Source organism: Pseudomonas sp. MNR3A, from assembly GCF_009650575.1.
Lineage (GTDB): Bacteria > Pseudomonadota > Gammaproteobacteria > Pseudomonadales > Pseudomonadaceae > Aquipseudomonas > Aquipseudomonas machongensis.
The window spans coordinates 19,244-33,520 of the sequence record NZ_VZZS01000010.1; the positions used below are offsets into that span (position 1 = coordinate 19,244).

At 64.2% G+C, this 14,277-nt stretch carries 17 protein-coding genes; 8 read left to right on the forward strand and 9 right to left on the reverse strand.

Annotated elements, in window-relative coordinates; genetic code table 11:
- Positions 1-86 precede the first annotated feature (86 nt).
- From rsmD to F6X62_RS09000, 3 genes are read right to left on the reverse strand one after another with little or no spacing between them, the layout of a single operon-like run.
- Positions 87-680: a 16S rRNA (guanine(966)-N(2))-methyltransferase RsmD gene (rsmD, locus tag F6X62_RS08990; protein ID WP_153773274.1), complete on the reverse strand. Its 594-nt coding sequence runs from the start codon at positions 678-680 to the stop codon at positions 87-89.
- Positions 680-2,179 (reverse strand): pitrilysin family protein, encoded by a 1,500-nt coding sequence (locus F6X62_RS08995; protein WP_153773275.1) that lies wholly within the window; start codon positions 2,177-2,179, stop codon positions 680-682. The genes rsmD and F6X62_RS08995 overlap by 1 nt, the downstream gene beginning before the upstream one ends.
- Positions 2,172-3,527 (reverse strand): pitrilysin family protein, encoded by a 1,356-nt coding sequence (locus F6X62_RS09000; protein ID WP_153773276.1) that lies wholly within the window; start codon positions 3,525-3,527, stop codon positions 2,172-2,174. Before F6X62_RS09000 ends, F6X62_RS08995 begins: the two co-directional genes overlap by 8 nt.
- Positions 3,528-3,757: 230 nt before the next feature.
- On the opposite strand from F6X62_RS09000, the gene ftsY reads away from it, so the two are divergent.
- From ftsY to rpoH, 4 genes are all read left to right on the forward strand, one after another.
- Positions 3,758-5,266: a signal recognition particle-docking protein FtsY gene (gene ftsY / locus F6X62_RS09005; RefSeq protein WP_153773277.1), complete on the forward strand. Its 1,509-nt coding sequence runs from the start codon at positions 3,758-3,760 to the stop codon at positions 5,264-5,266.
- Entirely contained in the window at positions 5,263-5,934 is a 672-nt protein-coding gene (ftsE, locus tag F6X62_RS09010; RefSeq protein WP_011531723.1) for a cell division ATP-binding protein FtsE, read from the forward strand. Before ftsY ends, ftsE begins: the two co-directional genes overlap by 4 nt.
- Positions 5,931-6,956, forward strand: coding sequence for a permease-like cell division protein FtsX (gene ftsX, locus F6X62_RS09015; RefSeq protein ID WP_063541629.1), 1,026 nt, complete (start codon positions 5,931-5,933; stop codon positions 6,954-6,956). Before ftsE ends, ftsX begins: the two co-directional genes overlap by 4 nt.
- Positions 6,957-7,067: 111 nt before the next feature.
- Positions 7,068-7,922 carry an RNA polymerase sigma factor RpoH gene (gene rpoH, locus F6X62_RS09020; protein WP_112899427.1) on the forward strand — a complete coding sequence of 285 codons (855 nt, stop codon included), beginning with the start codon at positions 7,068-7,070 and terminating at the stop codon, positions 7,920-7,922.
- A gap of 79 nt (positions 7,923-8,001) precedes the next feature.
- Here rpoH and mtgA read toward each other — a convergent pair whose 3' ends face one another.
- Positions 8,002-8,712 carry a monofunctional biosynthetic peptidoglycan transglycosylase gene (gene mtgA, locus F6X62_RS09025; RefSeq protein WP_065863965.1) on the reverse strand — a complete coding sequence of 237 codons (711 nt, stop codon included), beginning with the start codon at positions 8,710-8,712 and terminating at the stop codon, positions 8,002-8,004.
- Between the two features lie 64 nt (positions 8,713-8,776).
- On the opposite strand from mtgA, the gene F6X62_RS09030 reads away from it, so the two are divergent.
- The 4 genes from F6X62_RS09030 (at position 8,777) to trmB (ending at position 11,031) form a co-directional block, all read left to right on the forward strand.
- A complete protein-coding gene (locus F6X62_RS09030) occupies positions 8,777-9,148 on the forward strand; it encodes a DUF423 domain-containing protein (RefSeq protein ID WP_054891165.1) in 372 nt (123 codons plus the stop codon).
- A gap of 102 nt (positions 9,149-9,250) precedes the next feature.
- Positions 9,251-9,451: a sulfur carrier protein ThiS gene (thiS, locus tag F6X62_RS09035; RefSeq protein WP_054891258.1), complete on the forward strand. Its 201-nt coding sequence runs from the start codon at positions 9,251-9,253 to the stop codon at positions 9,449-9,451.
- A 53-nt stretch (positions 9,452-9,504) separates the two neighbouring features.
- Complete coding sequence (locus F6X62_RS09040) at positions 9,505-10,299, forward strand: thiazole synthase (protein ID WP_153773278.1); 795 nt, start codon at positions 9,505-9,507, stop codon at positions 10,297-10,299.
- Positions 10,300-10,308: 9 nt separating this feature from the next.
- Positions 10,309-11,031 (forward strand): tRNA (guanosine(46)-N7)-methyltransferase TrmB, encoded by a 723-nt coding sequence (trmB, locus tag F6X62_RS09045; protein ID WP_054891167.1) that lies wholly within the window; start codon positions 10,309-10,311, stop codon positions 11,029-11,031.
- A 55-nt stretch (positions 11,032-11,086) separates the two neighbouring features.
- Here the strand turns inward: trmB and F6X62_RS09050 are convergent, their stop codons facing one another.
- Genes F6X62_RS09050 through metW form a run of 5 tightly spaced genes read right to left on the reverse strand, consistent with a single transcriptional unit; the run spans position 11,087 to position 14,270 of the window.
- Positions 11,087-11,413: a DUF3392 family protein gene (locus tag F6X62_RS09050; RefSeq protein WP_054891168.1), complete on the reverse strand. Its 327-nt coding sequence runs from the start codon at positions 11,411-11,413 to the stop codon at positions 11,087-11,089.
- A 9-nt stretch (positions 11,414-11,422) separates the two neighbouring features.
- Positions 11,423-12,601 carry a radical SAM family heme chaperone HemW gene (hemW, locus tag F6X62_RS09055; protein WP_153773279.1) on the reverse strand — a complete coding sequence of 393 codons (1,179 nt, stop codon included), beginning with the start codon at positions 12,599-12,601 and terminating at the stop codon, positions 11,423-11,425.
- Complete coding sequence (gene rdgB, locus F6X62_RS09060) at positions 12,598-13,194, reverse strand: RdgB/HAM1 family non-canonical purine NTP pyrophosphatase (RefSeq protein ID WP_054891170.1); 597 nt, start codon at positions 13,192-13,194, stop codon at positions 12,598-12,600. Before rdgB ends, hemW begins: the two co-directional genes overlap by 4 nt.
- On the reverse strand, positions 13,191-13,625 hold the full coding sequence (locus F6X62_RS09065) for a DUF4426 domain-containing protein (protein WP_153773280.1): 435 nt from the start codon (positions 13,623-13,625) through the stop codon (positions 13,191-13,193). Before F6X62_RS09065 ends, rdgB begins: the two co-directional genes overlap by 4 nt.
- A 24-nt stretch (positions 13,626-13,649) precedes the next feature.
- Complete coding sequence (metW, locus tag F6X62_RS09070) at positions 13,650-14,270, reverse strand: methionine biosynthesis protein MetW (RefSeq protein ID WP_063541621.1); 621 nt, start codon at positions 14,268-14,270, stop codon at positions 13,650-13,652.
- Positions 14,271-14,277 lie beyond the last annotated feature (7 nt).

Genomic DNA, 14,277 nt, shown 5'->3' on the forward strand with positions numbered 1-14,277 from the left:
AGCTGCTCCGGCGGGGTTTGAGAGCGGAGCAGCTTCAATCAGAGGGCTTGTTGACAGGTGCTATTTATATCTTGGCATTCATGGTTTCAGCCACGTTGCCACAGGGCATAGTTCACCTGACCCGTTTTCTTTTCCCGGTGCAGGCGCCAGTTGCTGGGCATCGGCAAGCTGGAGGGCGAGGCTTCGCTCTCGGTATAGATCCAGGCCTGTTCTCGCAGCCACTGATGCTCTTCCAGCAGGTTGCAGACGTCTGCCAGCAGGTCCTTGTGGAAGGGCGGGTCGAGGAACACCACATCGAACTGCTGCTTGGCCGGGCCGCCGAGATAGCGCAGGGCGTCGGTCTGCAGGATCTGCCCACGGGGGCAGCGCAGCAATTCGAGGTTGTGCTTGAGGTTGGCGATGGCTGCAGGGTTGCTGTCCAGTGCCACCGCATCGTCGGCGCCGCGCGAAAGGGCTTCGAGCACCAGTGCGCCGCTGCCGGTGAAGGCGTCCAGCACGCGGGCGCCTTCGATATGGGGGGCCAGCCAGTTGAACAGGGTCTCACGCACGCGGTCGGGTGTCGGGCGCAGGCCTTCGCCCTCGGGCACCGCCAGGCGACGGCTGCGCCACTCGCCGGCGATGATGCGCAGTTGCCCAGCTCCCTTGCTTTGGGTCTGGGCGGGGTTGGAGGGTCTTGCCATCAGTGCTCCGGTACGCCGAGCGGTTGCTCGGAAGGTTTGTCTGTGGGCGGTGGCAGCGGCTTTTGCGGCACGCTCGGGCCTGCGGTGACGATCACCAGCTTGTCCACCGCCAAGTGCTTGTTCATCGCCGCCTTGACCTGCTCGACGGTCAGCGCCTGGGATTGTTGCATGAAGTCTTCGAGCCAGGTCAGCGGCAGGTTGTAGAAGCCGATGGCGCCCAGTTGGCCAACGATGCTCGCGTTGCTGGCATTGGAGAGCGGGAAGCTGCCGGCCAGCTCACGTTTGGCATCGTCCAGCTCTTGCTGGGTCGGGCCGTTCTTCAGGTAGTCGGTGAGGATGTCCTGGACCAGCTTGAGCGTGCCTTCGCTGAGTTCGGCGCGCGTCTGCAGGTTGATCATGAACGGGCCGCGCACCTGCATCGGGCTGAATACCGAGTACACACCGTAGGTGAGGCCGCGTTTTTCACGCACTTCGCTCATCAGGCGCGTGCCGAAGGCGCCGCCGCCGAGGATCTGGTTGCCCAGCGACAGTGCTGGCCAGTCAGGGTCCTGGCGAGTGATGCCCAGTTCGGCGAGCATCAGGTGGGTCTGCTTTGACGGGAAATCGATATGAGTCGCGCCCGGCTTGGGCTCAGCTGGTTCGCCAGGGCTGGCCAGTGCCGGACCCTTGGGCAGGGTGGCGGAGAGCTGCGCCGCGATGGTTTCGGCTTCACTGCGGCTGAGGTCGCCGACCAGGGCGATCACGGCATTGCCGGCAGCGTAGGCCTTGGCGTGGAAGTCGCGCAGTTGTGCCTGGCTGATACCCGGGATGCTTTCGGCGCTGCCGTCGCTGGGGTGGGCGTAGGGATGGCTGCCGTAGAGGTTGGCGAACAGCGCCTTGCCGGCCAGCTTGCCAGGGTTCTGCTTCTCGTACTCGAAGCCGGCCAGCAGCTGGTTCTTGATGCGCTTGAGGGCATCTTCGGGGAAGGTCGGCTTGCCGACCACGTCGGCGAACAGTTTCAGCGCCGGGTCGCGTTTGTCCGGGGCGCTCAGGCTGCGTAACGAGGCGATGGCCATGTCGCGGTATGAGCCGTTGCCAAAGTCGGCACCGAGCCCCTCGAAGCCTTGGGCGATCGCGGTGACGTCCTTGCCGGCCACACCCTCGTTGAGCATGGCGTTGGTCAGGGTGGCCAGCCCGGAGACGTTGCCGTCCTGGCTGCTGCCTGCGGCGAAGGTCACGCGCAGGTCGAACATCGGCAGCTCGCGGGCTTCGACGAACAGGACCCGCGCGCCTTCGGCGGTGGTCCAGTTCTGGATGTTCAGCTGGCGTCGGCTGGGGGATTTGCCGTCGAGCTCTGCCAACGACTGCAGCGTGTTGGCCGGGCGGGCGGCGTTGCTGTCGGCCTGGCCGGCGGCATTATCCGATTGCGCCGGGCGGGCCAGCAGCAGGGCCAGCGCCACGATCGCAGCCAGGATGCCGAGGCCGAACAGGGTATAGCGGGGGGCGCTGCGATCACTCATGAGCGGACTCCTCGGGCAGAACATGGGCAACGCTCAGGCGTTCGCGGGTGAAATAGGTGCGCGCGGCGTCCTGGATGTCCTGTGGAGTGACGCGCTTGAGGTCGTCCAGCTCGCTGTCGATCAGCTTCCATGAGAGACCCACGGTTTCCAACTGACCGATGGTGGTGGCCTGGCTGCTGATCGAGTCGCGGTCGTAGACCAGGCCGGCGATGACCTGGGCACGCACGCGCTCCAGTTCTTCTGCAGTGGGTGGCGTGTTCTTGAGCTCGTCCAGCAACTGCCAGACGCCCTTCTCGACGTCGGCGAGGGTTTTCTGCTTCTGCACGTTGGGGGTGGCGGAGATCAGGAACAGGCTGTCACCCCGGGTGAAGGCGTTGTAGCTACTCGAGGCACCGGCCACCAGCTCCTGGCCGCGCTCGAGGCGTGCCGGCATGCGCGCACTGTAGCCGCCGTCGAGCAGCGCCGAGATCAGGCGCAGGGCCTGGGCGCTGCGTGGGTCCTTGGCAGTGGCCAGGCCTGGGACGTTGAAGCCGTAGATCAGGCTGGGCAGTTGGGTGCGTACGTGAAGAGTGAGCTGGCGCTGGCCGGGTTCGGCCAGTTCCAGTGGCAGTTTGGCGGGAGGAATGGCGCGTTTGGGGATGGCGGCGAAGTACTTGTCCGCCAGGCCCTTGACCTCATCGACGGTGACATCACCCACCACCACCAGCGTGGCGTTATTCGGTGCGTACCAGGATTCGTACCAGTGGCGCAGTTCCTCGACCTTCATCCGCTCGAGGTCGGCCATCCAGCCGATGGTCGGGGTGTGGTAGCCGCTGGCCGGGTAGGCCATGGCGCGGAACAGTTCGAAAGCCTTGGCGTTGGGCTGGTCGTCGGTACGCAGGCGGCGCTCTTCCTTGATGACTTCGATTTCACGACTGAACTCGTCGGCCGGCAGGCGCAGGCTGGCCAGGCGGTCGGCCTCGAGTTCCAGGGCTACCGGCAGTCGGTCGCGGGCCAGCACCTGGTAATAAGCGGTGTAGTCATCGCTGGTGAAGGCGTTTTCCTCGGCGCCGAGGTCGCGCAGGATGCGCGAGGCTTCGCCCGGACCGACCTTGGCGCTGCCCTTGAACATCATGTGCTCAAGCGCATGCGATAGACCGGTCTGGCCTGGCGTCTCGTAGCTGGAGCCGACCTTGTACCAGATCTGCGATACCACCACTGGCGCGCGATGGTCTTCGCGCACTACGACCTTCAGGCCGTTGTCGAGGATGAATTCGTGGGTCGGTTGCGTATCGGCGGCCAGGGCCGCAAGCGGCAGGCAGAGCGTGCCGAGCAACAGGCCAGCGGCGCGGCGGGCTAGAGCATTCATACGATGGATAACCTGTACGACGGCCCGCGGGGTTTAGCGTAGGCGGGCCAGGAGGTGCTAGGATACTGATCCGGTTGCCTGGCGACCATGCCTGTCGCCGTTCTGGCCCACAGGACACTACGACAAAACGTTGCGCATGAACCAGCCGGCTTCAAGAGAGTCTGTTCTGCGTATAGAGAATTCCCGATGCCCAATGATGGTGCATCGCTACCCTGAGATAGCCGTCTTCCATGTTTGGTTCCAACGACGACAAGAAAGCGCCGGCCGAGGCCGGTGAAAAGAAAGGCCTGTTCGGCTGGTTTCGCAAGAAGCCGCAGCAACCTGTCGCCGAACAGCCGCAAGCTCCCGAGCAGCCCGTTAACGAGCCGGTAGCGCCAGCCACGCCCGTCGAGCAGGCCGTTGTCGCTCCGCTCGAGCCGGTTGCCGCCGATGCGCCGGTTGTGCCAGATGAAGTGCCGCCGTCGGTAGAGGCTTCCCAGGCCATACCTGCGCAGCCCATCGAGGTCGAAATCCCGGCTCCGGTGGCTGAGGCCCCGGTGGCTGCGCCGGTCAGCAATCTGGTACTGCCTGTCGCCGAGGAACCCGTGGCGCTGGTCCCTGACCTGGAACCGAGCGAACCACCAGCCATTCCCGAGCGCCCTGTCGCGAGCCCTGAGCCTGTGGCAGCGGTTGTCGTCGAGCCGGAGCCGGTGGTTATCACGCCCGTGGCCGAGGCGCCTGCGCCTGCACGGGTGGAGCCCCAGCCTGAGCCTGCCCTTGTCGAGCCAGAACCCGTGGTTGCCGTGGTTGCCGCTGCCGAGCAGTCCAAGCCCGGCTTCTTCGCCCGCCTCAAGCAGGGCCTGTCCAAGACCAGTGCCAGCATTGGCGAAGGCATGGCCAGCCTGTTCCTGGGCAAGAAGGTCATCGACGACGACCTGCTCGACGAGATCGAGACGCGCCTGCTCACTGCCGACGTAGGCGTCGAGGCCACTTCGCTGATCGTCCAGAATCTCACACAGAAGGTCGCCCGCAAGCAGTTGGCAGACGCCGATGCACTGTACAAGTCGCTGCAGGAAGAGCTGGCCGCGCTGCTGCGTCCGGTCGAGCAGCCTCTGAAGATCGAATCCCAGAGCAAGCCCTATGTGATCCTTGTCGTCGGCGTGAACGGCGCAGGCAAGACCACTACCATCGGCAAGCTGGCCAAAAAGCTGCAACTCGAAGGCAAGAAGGTCATGCTCGCTGCCGGCGATACGTTCCGTGCGGCTGCGGTAGAGCAGTTGCAGGTCTGGGGCGAGCGCAACCAGATCCCGGTGATCGCCCAGCACACCGGCGCCGATTCGGCCTCGGTGATCTTCGATGCCGTGCAGGCCGCCAAGGCCCGTGGCGCCGACGTGCTGATCGCCGACACCGCCGGACGTCTGCACACCAAGGACAACCTGATGGAAGAGCTGAAGAAGGTCCGTCGGGTCATCGGCAAGCTCGACGCTGACGCGCCGCACGAAGTCCTGTTGGTGCTGGACGCGGGCACCGGACAGAACGCCATCAGCCAGGCTAAGTACTTCAACCAGAGCGTCGAGCTGACCGGCCTGGCCCTGACCAAGCTGGACGGCACTGCCAAGGGCGGTGTGATCTTCGCCCTGGCCAAGCAGTTCAGCCTGCCGATCCGCTTCATCGGGGTCGGCGAAGGTATCGACGATCTGCGCACCTTCGAGGCCGAACCCTTCGTCAAAGCCCTGTTTGCCGAGCGTGAGCACCCATGATCCGATTCGAGCAGGTCGCCAAGCGCTACCCCAATGGCCATGTCGGCCTGCATGAGCTGAGTTTCCGGGCACGCCGGGGCGAATTCCTGTTCGTCACCGGCCACTCCGGCGCGGGCAAGAGCACCTTGCTGCGCCTGCTGCTGGCGATGGAGCGCCCGACCAGCGGCAAGCTGCTGCTGGCCGGCCAGGACCTGGGTCAGATCAGCAATGCGCAGATCCCGTTCCTGCGCCGCCAGATCGGCGTGGTGTTCCAGAACCACCAACTGCTGTTCGATCGCACCGTGTTCAACAACATCGCATTGCCGCTGCAGATCCTCGGGCTGTCCAAGGCAGAGATCGCCAAGCGCGTGGATTCGGCGCTGGAGCGCGTGTCGCTGTCGGACAAGGGCGAGCTGTTCCCCGCTGACCTGTCGACCGGGCAGCAGCAGCGCGTGGGCATCGCCCGTGCCATCGTCCACCAGCCGGCGCTGCTGCTGGCGGACGAACCCACCGGTAACCTCGACCCGCGGCTGGCCGCAGAGATCATGGGCGTGTTCGAAGATATCAACCGCCTGGGCACCACGGTGCTGATCGCCAGCCACGACCTGGCGCTGATCGCGCGCATGCGTCACCGCATGCTGACGCTTCAGCGCGGACGACTGATCGGCGATGGGGAGGCTGGACAATGAGCACTACGCGTACGCCAAAGGTTTCCGAGCGCGTTGCGCCCAAGGCCGCCGACCCGAAGCCGGAAAAACAGCGTGGTGGCCATGATGACGATGGTCCGGATTTCCGCACCCTGTTGAACGCCTGGCTGGAAAGCCATCGCGCCAGCCTCGCCGACAGCCTTCGCCGCCTGGGCAAGCAGCCAATCGGCAGCTTCTTCACCTGTCTGGTGATGGCAGTGGCACTGAGCATGCCCATGGGCCTGTCGCTGCTGCTGAAGAACGTCGAGAAGCTTGGGGGTTCCTGGCAGCGCGCAGCGCAGATTTCGCTTTATCTCAAGCTCGATGCGGGTAGCAAGGAAGGAGAAGCGCTGCGCGATGAGATCAAGGGCATGCCCGGCGTGGCCGAGGCGACCTACGTCAGCCGCGAGCAGGCGCTGCAGGAGTTCCAGCAGCAATCCGGCCTGGGCGAGGCCTTGCGCGAGTTGCCCGACAACCCGCTGCCCGGCGTGGTGGTGGTGACCCCGACCGAAGTCGACAAGCCGGCGCTCGAAGCCTTGCGTCAGCGCCTGTCGGAGTTGCCGCGGGTCGAAGTGGCTCAGTTGGACCTGGTCTGGGTCGAGCGCCTGGCGGCGATCCTCAAGTTGGGTGACCGTTTCGTCTTCGGCCTGGCGGTCATGCTGATTTCCGCACTGCTTTTGGTAATTGGTAACACAATTCGGCTGCACATCGAGAACCGCCGTGTCGAGATCGAAGTGATCAAGCTGGTCGGCGGTACCGACAGCTACGTGCGGCGCCCCTTCCTCTACATGGGAGCCTTGTACGGCCTGGGTGCGGGCGTGTTGGCGTGGGGCATCCTGGCGTTTGGCCTGAACTGGCTGAACGACGCGGTTGTCGGGCTTTCCGGGCTGTACAACAGTGACTTCGCCCTGGGCGGGGTACCGGGGTCCGATGGTCTGTCACTCTTGATTGGTGCAGTGCTCTTGGGGTATATCGGTGCTTGGATTGCGGTCGCTCGCCACCTGAACGAGCTTGCACCGCGATAATGCTTTCTTGCCAGCATTGACTTTTTTTCATCCAGGAACTTCTTTCATGGTTCCGGGGTCAATGATGGCAGTGCCCACAAGGCACGAGTCCAGTGAGTCGGAGGTACTTGAATGACCACTTCGTTGCAACCTGCCTATGCCCTGGTGCCCGGTGCGAACCTGGAAGCCTACGTGCACACGGTCAACAGCATTCCGCTGCTGACGGTCGAGCAGGAGCGTGAACTGGCCGAGCGTCTCTATTATGAGCAGGATCTTGAGGCCGCTCGGCAAATGGTGATGGCCCACCTGCGTTTCGTCGTACATATCGCCCGCAGCTATGCCGGCTACGGGTTGGCCCAGGCTGACCTGATCCAGGAAGGCAACGTCGGCCTGATGAAGGCGGTCAAGCGCTTCAACCCCGAGATGGGCGTGCGCCTGGTGTCCTTCGCCGTGCACTGGATCAAGGCAGAGATCCACGAGTTCATCCTGCGTAACTGGCGCATCGTCAAGGTCGCCACCACCAAGGCGCAGCGCAAGCTGTTCTTCAATCTGCGCAGCCAGAAGAAGCGTCTGGCCTGGCTGAATAACGATGAAGTGCACCGTGTCGCCGAAAGCCTGGGCGTCGAGCCTCGGGAAGTGCGCGAGATGGAAAGCCGCCTGAGCGGTCAGGACATGGCCTTCGATCCGGCAGCCGATGCGGACGACGACAGCGCCTTCCAGTCGCCTGCGCACTACCTTGAGGATCACCGCTACGATCCTGCCCTGCAGCTCGAAGATGCCGATTGGAACGACAACTCCAACAGCAACCTGCACGAGGCACTCAGTGGCCTGGACGAGCGCAGCCGCGACATTCTCTATCAGCGCTGGCTGGCCGAGGAAAAGGCCACGCTGCACGAGCTGGCAGAGAAGTACAGTGTATCGGCCGAGCGGATTCGTCAGCTCGAGAAGAACGCGATGAGCAAGGTCAAGGCACTGATCACGATCTGATCGGCGCCCTGACTGAAAAGCCGCCTGTCCCTCGCGGGGACAGGCGGCTTTTTGTTGTTCGCATGGGGCGGCAAGCGGATCAAGGCTTGCGTGCGCTCTCCAACTGCATCAGGTAACTGGTTCCCCCGAGCTGGCTCATCTGTCGTCGAATCCATCCGGCCCGGCTGGCGACATAGGTGCTCGGGCGGCTGGCGCTCCACTTGATCGGGCTGGGCAGCACTGCAGCGAGCTGGCTGGCCTGTTGGCGAGTGAGACGGCTGGCATCGACGCCGAAGTGATAGCGCGCCGCTGCCTGGGCGCCGAATACGCCTGGCCCCCATTCGGCGCTGTTGAGGTAGACCTCGAGGATCCGCTCCTTCGACCAGAACAGCTCCATCAGGCCAGTGAACCAGGCTTCGAGACCTTTGCGAAACCAGCTGCGCCCCGACCACAGGAACAGGTTCTTCGCCACTTGCTGGGAGAGCGTGCTGGCGCCGCGGATACTGCCGCCGCGCTCGTTATGTGCCAGTGCGGCCTGGATCGCGGGAATGTCGAAACCCCAGTGGTTGGCGAAGTGCTGGTCCTCGCCCGCGATAACGGCCACCTTGAGCTCGTCGGAGATCTCGTCCCAAGGCGTCCAGTCGCGCTGCAGGTCGATCGGCTCGCCACTGAACCAGGACTGCACCTTGCGTTCGACCATCAACGCAGTGCCTGGTGGTGGCACCCAGCGCAGCACGAGCACCAGCACGATGCTGCCGGCGGCGAACCAGAGCAGTGCGCGGGCGAGACGGCGGATCAGGGATGACAGCATGTCGATAGCTTGGCCGGACCGATGGAACCGGCCATTATACAGACCCCTCTCGAGGAGTCGTCCCATGCTTCGCAGCTTCCTGATGCTCGCCGCGTTCTTTGGCTTTACGGGTGTGGCCCTAGGTGCCTTTGCCGCACACGGCCTGAAGAACCGTCTTACCGCCGATTACCTGGCGATCTTCCACACCGGCGTCACTTATCAACTGGTCCATGCCCTGGCGATCCTGGCGGTCGCGCTGCTTTCGGTGCACTTGCCGGGGCGTCTGGTCGGCTGGGCGGGCGGGCTGTTCGCAGTCGGTATCCTGCTGTTCTCCGGCAGCCTTTACGTGCTGACCCTCACCGGGTTGGGCAAGCTTGGCATCATCACCCCCATCGGCGGCCTGTGCTTCCTCGCCGGCTGGCTGTGCCTGGGGCTGGCAGCCTGGCGCCTGGGCTGACCAAGCGGTCGGGAATCGCGACTAATGGCGTGTGTCGCCCTTGGGTTGCAAGGCTGATCGGGGCTAGAATGCGGGCCCCAATGAACGATGGTGGCCGTGCGCATGCGCATTCAACTGAACGGTGAACCTTACGAACTGCCTGCGGGCGAGAGCGTCGCGGCCCTGCTGGGTCGGCTGGAGCTGGTCGGGCGTCGTGTGGCGGTGGAGCTGAACCTGGACATCGTGCCGCGCAGCCAGCACGAAAGCACCCTGTTGAACGAGGGTGACCAGGTCGAAGTGGTCCACGCCATCGGTGGCGGCTGACGCTTCTGCCGTGCCCCACCCGCAAGTCCCGCAACCTTTCCAGAGGAACAACGATGAGCAACGTTCGTAGCGACAAGCCCTTCACCCTGGCCGGACGCACTTTCCAGTCGCGCCTGCTGGTCGGCACCGGCAAGTACCGTGACATGGAAGAAACCCGCCTGGCCATCGAAGCCTCGGGTGCCGAAATTGTCACCGTCGCCGTGCGCCGCACCAACCTCGGCCAGAACCCGGGCGAGCCGAACCTGCTCGATGTGCTGCCGCCGGACCGCTATACCATTTTGCCGAACACCGCCGGTTGCTATGACGCCGTCGAAGCCGTACGCACCTGCCGCCTGGCCCGTGAGCTGCTCGATGGCCACAACCTGGTGAAGCTGGAAGTGCTGGCCGACCAGAAGACTCTGTTCCCCAACGTGATCGAAACCCTCAAGGCTGCCGACGTGCTGGTCAAGGACGGTTTCGACGTGATGGTCTACACCAGCGACGATCCGATCATCGCCCGTCAACTGGCCGAAGCCGGCTGTATCGCCGTGATGCCCCTGGCGGGCCTGATTGGTACCGGGCTCGGGATCTGCAACCCCTACAACCTGCAGATCATCCTGGAAGAGTCCAAGGTGCCGGTACTGGTCGACGCCGGTGTAGGTACCGCCTCCGACGCCACCATCGCCATGGAAATGGGTTGCGAAGCCGTGCTGATGAACTCCGCTATCGCGCACGCCCAGCAGCCGGTGCTGATGGCCGAAGCGATGAAGCACGCCATCGTCGCCGGTCGTATGGCCTATCTGGCCGGGCGTATGCCGAAAAAACTCTATGCCAGCGCCTCGTCGCCGCTGGATGGTCTGATCAAGTAAGAGCCCCTGATGACTGAATCGCAAGAAACGCCGATCACCGCTGAAGGCGAAGAGCGCCCGCACCGCCGCATCAAGAGCTTCGTGATGCGCGCAGGCCGCATGACCGAAGGCCAGCAACGTGGCCTTGATCAGGGTGGCCCGCTGTTTATCCTGCCCCTGGCCGACAGCCCGGTGGATTATGACCAGGTGTTCGGCCGCTCGGCGCCGCGCACCCTGGAGATCGGCTTCGGCATGGGGCACTCCCTGCTGGAGATGGCCGCTGCTTCGCCTGAGCTGGACTTCATTGGCGTGGAAGTGCACCGCCCGGGTGTTGGCGCGCTGCTCAACGGCGTGCTGACCCAAGGTCTGAAGAACCTGCGGGTGTACGACTGCGACGCCATCGAGGTGCTCAACCGCTGCGTGGCCGACAACAGCCTCGATCGCCTGATGCTGTTCTTCCCCGATCCTTGGCACAAGGCGCGCCATCACAAGCGCCGCATCGTCCAGCCCGAGTTCGCCGAGCTGGTACGGCGCAAACTCAAGGTCGGCGGTGTGTTCCACATGGCCACCGACTGGGAGCCCTATGCCGAGCACATGCTGGACGTGATGAAGGTCGCGCCGGGCTACCGCAACCAGGCGGCTGACGGCGCTTATGTGCCGCGGCCTGAAGAGCGGCCGATCACCAAGTTCGAGCGTCGCGGCGAGCGGCTCGGGCATGGCGTCTGGGACTTGAAGTTCGAGAAGCTGGACTGATCGAAAAAACGCCCTGAGAAGGGCGTTTTTCATTTGGCTGGCCTGTACGCGTGGGTTAACCGCGACGATCCGCCACCACGCCGATGAGCACCAGCACCACCAGCAGCACCGGCGCCAGCGCATAGTTGTTGAATTGCGCCAGCGCCTTCACCACCCAGGGCGTGGCATAGATCAGTGCCGCGCCGCTGCCGATCATCACCAGCAGCGCCATGAAAGGCACGCGCAGGGCGCCAGCGAGGCCCCCCAGGCGCTGATCGACCCAGCCTTTGAGGTCGGTGCCGAACAACACCAGCAAACACCCCACGAGCGCCAGCGAAATTTCTGACAGGTTGCTGCGGCTCCAGCGGGAAACGGTCGAGAGCAGGTCAAGTACCAGGTCCATGGGTCATCCTTAATTCAAGAAGTACTGCAGCAGGTCGTTGAGGAACAACTGGCCCCGCGGTGTCGCCGCCAGTCGATCGGGTTCGACCTGCAGTAGGCCCTTTTGTTCGGCAGCACGGCGTGCTTCTGCCAACTGTGCCAGCGGCAGGCCGGTGCGTCGGGTGAAGAGTTCGGCCTCCACGCCATCGGTCAGGCGCAGGGCATTCATCAGGAATTCGAACGGCAGCTCATCGGCGGGCAACAGCTTCTCGCCGGCTTTGAAGGGCTTCGCCGGGTTGAGGTAGTCCTTGGGCAGGCGGGTTTTCCAGGTGCGCAGGATACGCCCGTCCGGGAACGACAGCTTGCCATGCGCCCCCGCGCCGATGCCGATGAAGTCGCCAAAGCGCCAGTAGTTGAGATTGTGCCGTGCAGCGCGTCCTGGCTGGGCGTAGGCCGAAACTTCGTACTGGTGGTAGCCATGTTCGGCCATCAACGCTTGGCCGGCTTCCTGGATGTCCCAGAGGATGTCGTCCTCGGGCAGCTCGGGCGGCTGGTTCCAGAATACGGTGTTCGGTTCCAGGGTGAGCTGGTACCACGACAAGTGCGTAGGCGCGAGTGCGATGGCCTGGCGCAGGTCACCCAGCGCCTCGTCCAGCGACTGGTCCGGCAGGCCGTGCATCAGGTCCAGGTTGAAGTTGTCGAAACCTGCTGCGCGGGCCATGTCTGCAGCGCGCACGGCCTCGTCGCCGTTGTGGATGCGCCCGAGCTTTTCGAGCTTGCTCGGCTGGAAGCTTTGCACACCGATGGATAGACGGTTGATGCCGGTCTGGCGGTAGGCCTTGAACTTGTCCTGCTCGAAGGTACCGGGGTTGGCTTCGAGGGTGATCTCGATGTCCGGGGCGAACGGGATCCGTTGCTCGATGCCTTGCAGCAGGCGCCCCAGCGAGGCGGCACTGAACAGGCTTGGCGTGCCGCCGCCGAAGAAGATCGTGCTGATCGGGCGGCCCTGCACCGCAGGCAGTTCCTGGTCCAGGTCGGCGAGCAGGGCGTCGATGTATTCGTCTTCGGGCAGCGTCGGGCCGGCCTGGTGCGAGTTGAAGTCGCAATAAGGGCACTTGCGCACGCACCAGGGGATGTGGATGTACAGCGACAGCGGCGGGGGCTCTGGAAGGATCAGGCCCGCCGGCTGAAGGGACGGCTGTTCGGTCATGCCAGGCCCAGACGCTGACGCAGCAGGGCCATGGCGCGGGCGCGATGGCTGAGCTGGTTCTTCTCGAGCGGTGCGAGGTCGGCGCTGGAGCAGTTGCGCTCCGGTACCCAGAACAGTGGGTCGTAGCCGAAGCCATGGTCGCCGCTGGCCTCGAACAGGATGCGACCGTGCCACAGGCCTTCGCAGAGAATCGGCAGAGGGTCGTCGGCATGGCGCACCAGGGCCAGGACGCAGACGAACTGCGCGCCGCGCTGCTCCTCGGGCACGTCCTTCAGGGCATCGAGCAGCTTGGCGTTGTTCGCCGCATCACCCTTGCCGTCGGCATAGCGAGCCGAGTAGATGCCCGGTGCGCCGCCCAGGAAGTCCACCGCCAGCCCCGAGTCGTCCGCCAGTGCCGGCAGACCGGAAAGGCGCGCGGCGTTGCGGGCCTTGAGAATGGCGTTCTCGACGAACGACAGGCCGGTCTCCTCCGGCTCGACCTGGCTGAATTCGCCGATCGAGCGCAGTTGCACGGAGCCGCCAAGCATGGCCTGGAGCTCTTTCAGTTTGCCGGCATTGTGGCTGGCCAATACGAGTTGCTGGAAATTCATCATTCGCCTGGGAACACTTCCTGGTTGAAGCTGAGTGTGTGGCTGAGGCCGCCGGTTTCGATATTGAGGTCGAAGGTCAGGGTTTCAGCCTGTGCGATCTTGAACTGGGCGATGTAGTACACCGCACCTTGGTCGGTGAACTGCCTGAACGACAGCGGGCTGCTGCGGCCGGTGAGGTCCTTGACGGTGCCGCTGACCACCGCCGTGCCAGGCTTGCCGGCCTTGAGCACAGCGATGTTGAGCACGCCCTGATTCTTGCTGCGGACAAGGCCGGTGGCTGCGGCGATGCCCGGTTGCAGCATGCTCGAGGTGAAGGCGCTGTAGTGCACCGTGACGTCGCCGAAGTCCTGCTTGCGCTCGGGACGGGCGGCGTCGGCAGCCAGCACTGGCCAGGCCAGGCACAGGCTGATCAGCAAGAGAGCGAGACGACGCATGGTGCCATTCCTCCGATAGGTGGATCAGACCGCGACCTGGTGCTCCTGCAGCCCAGGACTACTGACCCGATAGATGCCGATCTCTCCCAGAAGATTAGGCCAAAGCCGACCGCCCCACCCGTTGCGGTGACGGTTGTCGACGGCCAGGCGATCGAGCACCTTGGCATTGCGCTCGTGGCACAGGTTCTCGAAGTCTTCGAAGGTGCAGAAGTGGATGTTCGGGGTGTTGTACCAGGTGTAGGGCATGAAGTCCGACACCGGCATGCGTCCTTTGGTGGCCAGGTACCAACGGCAGCGCCAGTGGCCGAAATTGGGGAAGGTGATGATGCACTGGCGGCCTACCCGCAGCATCTCGTCGAGAATGCGGTCGGGATATTCCACGGCCTGCAGGGCCTGGGTCATGACCACCACGTCGAAGCTGTTGCTGGCAAAGTTGCCCAGGCCCTTGTCCAGGTCTTGCTCGATGACGTTGACGCCCTTGTTTACGCACTCGGCGATGTTGTCGGCGTCGATCTCCAGGCCATAGCCGGTGACGTTCTTGCGATCACGCAGCGAGGCCAGCAGTTCGCCATTGCCGCAGCCCAGGTCGAGTACCCGGCTGCCGGCGGGGATCCAGTCGTGGATGATTTCCAGGTCGGCTCTCATGCGGTCC

Bases quoted from the DNA above. Each gene is read 5' to 3' on its own strand.
- F6X62_RS08995 (WP_153773275.1), bottom strand. From the start codon at position 2,179: ATGAGTGATCGCAGCGCCCCCCGCTATACCCTGTTCGGCCTCGGCATC.
- mtgA (WP_065863965.1), bottom strand. From the start codon at position 8,712: ATGCTGTCATCCCTGATCCGCCGTCTCGCCCGCGCACTGCTCTGGTTC.
- rdgB (WP_054891170.1), bottom strand. From the start codon at position 13,194: ATGATGAATTTCCAGCAACTCGTATTGGCCAGCCACAATGCCGGCAAA.
- F6X62_RS09050 (WP_054891168.1), bottom strand. From the start codon at position 11,413: ATGGACCTGGTACTTGACCTGCTCTCGACCGTTTCCCGCTGGAGCCGC.
- metW (WP_063541621.1), bottom strand. From the start codon at position 14,270: ATGAGAGCCGACCTGGAAATCATCCACGACTGGATCCCCGCCGGCAGC.
- F6X62_RS09000 (WP_153773276.1), bottom strand. From the start codon at position 3,527: ATGAATGCTCTAGCCCGCCGCGCCGCTGGCCTGTTGCTCGGCACGCTC.
- thiS (WP_054891258.1), top strand. From the start codon at position 9,251: ATGCGCATTCAACTGAACGGTGAACCTTACGAACTGCCTGCGGGCGAG.
- F6X62_RS09030 (WP_054891165.1), top strand. From the start codon at position 8,777: ATGCTTCGCAGCTTCCTGATGCTCGCCGCGTTCTTTGGCTTTACGGGT.
- F6X62_RS09040 (WP_153773278.1), top strand. From the start codon at position 9,505: ATGAGCAACGTTCGTAGCGACAAGCCCTTCACCCTGGCCGGACGCACT.
- hemW (WP_153773279.1), bottom strand. From the start codon at position 12,601: ATGACCGAACAGCCGTCCCTTCAGCCGGCGGGCCTGATCCTTCCAGAG.
- ftsY (WP_153773277.1), top strand. From the start codon at position 3,758: ATGTTTGGTTCCAACGACGACAAGAAAGCGCCGGCCGAGGCCGGTGAA.
- F6X62_RS09065 (WP_153773280.1), bottom strand. From the start codon at position 13,625: ATGCGTCGTCTCGCTCTCTTGCTGATCAGCCTGTGCCTGGCCTGGCCA.
- rsmD (WP_153773274.1), bottom strand. From the start codon at position 680: ATGGCAAGACCCTCCAACCCCGCCCAGACCCAAAGCAAGGGAGCTGGG.
- rpoH (WP_112899427.1), top strand. From the start codon at position 7,068: ATGACCACTTCGTTGCAACCTGCCTATGCCCTGGTGCCCGGTGCGAAC.
- ftsE (WP_011531723.1), top strand. From the start codon at position 5,263: ATGATCCGATTCGAGCAGGTCGCCAAGCGCTACCCCAATGGCCATGTC.
- trmB (WP_054891167.1), top strand. From the start codon at position 10,309: ATGACTGAATCGCAAGAAACGCCGATCACCGCTGAAGGCGAAGAGCGC.
- ftsX (WP_063541629.1), top strand. From the start codon at position 5,931: ATGAGCACTACGCGTACGCCAAAGGTTTCCGAGCGCGTTGCGCCCAAG.